Raw genomic sequence first — 3,636 nt, 5'->3', positions numbered from 1 at the left:
ATTTAGTCGGGTCACTCCGATCTCCCGCAACTTTTCTTTAACCTCATCTCGTGAATTGATAATGTCCTCATATGTATTGGCGCCCGTAATTACGCTCTTTCCACTTCCGAACACCAATACAGTAGAACCATTTATACTCCGATAAATCAGCCCAGGAAACTGTTCCGGTTCGTACTCGACATTTTCCAAATCAAGACTTAGTGCTACAATGGATAAATCGAGTTCGACATTCAGGTCGTAATTTGCCACAATATTTTGAATGAGGATGTTGTCAGTCGATGTTTCTACCTCAATTCCCAAGTTTATGAGAGATTTTAGGAATTTTTCTGTTCCTTCTCTAAGCTCTTGTTTGCTTTTTGCTCCTACGATGGCTAATTTCCCTGATGATGGGGTGAGAACACTAACACTGCTTTCGGACCCAAATGGGCGGTAGATCATCGATGGATATGTTTCTGGGTGATATTCTGTATTTTCTAAATCAGAAGTAAGAGCCTCTAAATCAAGTTGGCGGTTGAGTCGGAGTGACCCGACTAAATTACTCAGAACAAACCCCTCCTCAGATAAATCCTCCTCAGTAAAGACTGTATCAATTTCAGAAATACTATAGCTGCCATCAGACCCCTCCGATTCTCTACTACCTGAGTTCATATCAACCCATTTACTAATGGATTAGAGCGAGTACAAAGGCAACGGTCTAACCAGCTGCTCATAGAGGTCGCCACCACCGACAGTTCATCTCTGATGGACAGTTATTAGCCGATGAGCTTTATAACTGCTACGGGGAAGTCATCAATTTGCGACCCTTCTATCCCAAGGTATTGAGAGGACAGATGTCCCGAGACCACCTTTCGGCAACATTAATGTTTGTCGTGTGATTCCGACATAGCATACAGATCACTTCCCATGGTAAGCGATTCTCTCTCTCAACGGAAGGCCCAACTGGATAAGGAAGAGCGTGAACATCTCGAAGATGTCGTCACTGAGATGCGCGAACGCGTCGAGGACAACGTTGAGTTCCAGCTCACGCAGAAAGGCCTCAACGACGAGCCCGAGGACATCGACTCGCTACACGAAGACACCCAGCAGCTCGTCGAAGCGATTGAACTCGAAGCCGTCGACGGCGAAACCTGGACTGAGGCCTTCGATCAGTATGTTACGGGCGTGGGCTACACCATCGTCAATCGATTAGCTGCGCTGCGTTGTATGGAAGTGCGGGATTTCATTGACGAGGAGGTCACCGTATTCAAGGACAACGGGCTGACTCCGGCAGCCGAGATTCTCGTCCACGATGAGTTCCTGCTGGAAGACGAAGCCATCCTCCAGGCCTACCACAACGCCTGCGACGATCTCGCCAAGGAGATCGAGATCCTCTTCGACCGATCGTCGGCCTACAGTCTGCTCGACCCCGACGACGACACGTTCGAAGAACTCTGCGAGAAGCTAGATTCGGTTCCCGACGAGGTATGGCGGGCTGACGACGTGCTCGGGTGGGTCTACGAATACTACAACGTCAAGCTGCTCGATGATCTGCGTCGCAAGGGTGATAGCGAGGGACTCGAACCCGCAGACGTTCCACCGGCAAATCAGTTCTACACGCCCCACTGGGTCGTCCGAATGCTCACCGACAACTCCCTCGGAAAGCTCTACCTCGAACACACCGGCGAGTTACAGGATGTCGTCAAAGCGCAGGAGGAGTTCTCGCCCGACAAACGCAAGAACCGACCCCTCTCACCCGACGAGTCCCCGAATATTGCTAACTTCTGTACTTATCTAGTTCCTTCGGAAGAAAAGGGTGAGCCTACCGACTTCGAGCACCCTGAAGAGCTTCGAGTCATCGACCCCGCTTGTGGAAGTGGCCACTTTCTGCTGTACGCCTTCGACGTGCTGGAGCGCATCTGGCGCGCCGAGACCGACCTGCCTGACGAGGACATCCCTCGAAAGATCCTCCGGCACAACCTCTACGGTGTAGACCTTGATATGCGCGCCTGCCAGCTTGCGGCATTCAACCTCTACCTGAAAGGCCGGACTCGGGCCGAGACCGAGGGTGCCGATGGTTTCGACATGCCGGAAGTGGGTATCGTCTGTGCTGATGCGACAGTCGCTGAGATCGACGGAGTTGAAGCGGTATTCGAGGAAATTGCTGGCGATGATGAAGAAATCGAGAACGCGCTGCGGCGCATCCTCGACGCCTTTGAGGAAGTCCATGGGCTCGGAAGTTTGTTGGACGTGCGTGGGACACTCAGTGACCTATTCGAGGACGATGCTGACATCGGCGGCACTCAATTGACCCTCGGTGACGACCCCCGAGAGAGCCATACGCTCGGGCAGGTACTCCATAGTCTGCGAGAAGCAGTCGAAGATCATCAGGAGACGGATTCGTTCTTAGCGCAGGACCTGCGAAGCTTCGTTCGCTTGTTGGATATTCTGGCACAGGATTATGATGTGGCGCTTATGAATCCGCCGTATGGGTCGCGAAAGCGGATGCCTGATCAGATTACGGAATATGTTGAGCAGAATTATCAATACAGTCCGGAATATTATATCACATTTTTTGAAGTATGTGAGGAGATCGTTCGGAAAGGCGGGCGTATCGGTATGTTGATCCCGCGTTCCTTTATGTTCAAGAAATCGTTTAAGCAGTTCCGTCAGGATTTCGTTGGTAGTCAAGGTCTATTTGATTTCCTTGCGGAATTCGGCTTAGGTATTCTTGACAACGCCACGGTACGCACAGCTGGAACCGTCGTCAGATCAGGTATTGAATCAAACAATATGGGCGCGTTTATTCGGTTATATGACATCGAAAAGGGGAAGAAAGAAGATATATTTACGGATATCATCTGTCAATCTAATAAAGACGAGATTGAACGCCAATTCAATATTTCATTAGATGAATTTTCAAAGATACCAGAAACACCTCTTAATTATTCTATTCCATCAGAAGTTAGGCAGCTACATGATACACAACAAAAAATAGACGCAGATGTTGCGAATATTGAGGGGGAAAGCATATCCACGGTCGCTCAAGGGCTAGCGACAGGGAACAATGCTCGTTTTTTGAGAAAGCACTGGGAGTCTACGTCGGAAGATTTCCGACCTTATGCCAAAGGCGGATCTGATGCGTGGATTGTTCCACCAGCGATCCACACTGTGAATTTCAGTAACGATGCGAGAGAGATCCGTGCCACAGGACGAGCACGGTTCCAAAATAGTCAATTATATGAAAAGGAAGGGATTAGTTGGACATATATCAAAGATACAGGAAGAAGATTTGGCTATCTACCTAACGGATATGTGTTTGACGTTGCTGGGTCAATGGTAATCCCCGATACAGAACACTCCCCCTGGAGACTTATGTCCGTTTTAAACAGTGATCTGTACCACTGTTTGTTCCTTTCTCTCACTCCTGAACGTCAGTGGAATCAAGGTGACGTCGGCCGAATTCCTTGGATTACTTCTTTAGAGGAGAAAGATGAACTGATAAAGATGGCAAAAATACAGTATTCGATTATGGGTTCTTTGCGTACCTCTGAACCAACTAGTCCATATTATATCGGCCCCAATTTATTGCCGGAGCAGTCTGATTCGGGATACTATTACACACATCCAGCGTTAAACAATCTCGCTCTTATGTAGAAA

At 48.8% G+C, this 3,636-nt stretch carries 2 protein-coding genes; one reads left to right on the top strand and one right to left on the bottom strand.

From position 1 onward, the window contains the following. Positions 1-648, bottom strand: a 648-nt coding sequence (locus tag Z052_RS19730) for a TATA-box-binding protein (RefSeq protein WP_144050006.1), incomplete at its 3' end; no start/stop codon positions are given. 255 nt (positions 649-903) lie between these two features. Here Z052_RS19730 and pglX point away from each other — a divergent pair. Further along, positions 904-3,633 carry a BREX-5 system adenine-specific DNA-methyltransferase PglX gene (gene pglX / locus Z052_RS05670; RefSeq protein ID WP_099288898.1) on the top strand — a complete coding sequence of 910 codons (2,730 nt, stop codon included), beginning with the start codon at positions 904-906 and terminating at the stop codon, positions 3,631-3,633. Positions 3,634-3,636 lie beyond the last annotated feature (3 nt).

Origin of the sequence: Halorubrum sp. C191, assembly GCF_002727095.1 — an archaeon.
In the GTDB taxonomy this organism is placed as follows: Archaea; Halobacteriota; Halobacteria; order Halobacteriales; family Haloferacaceae; genus Halorubrum; species Halorubrum ezzemoulense.
The sequence above is the reverse complement of the archived record's forward strand: the minus strand, read 5'-3'. Positions and strand labels throughout refer to the sequence as shown.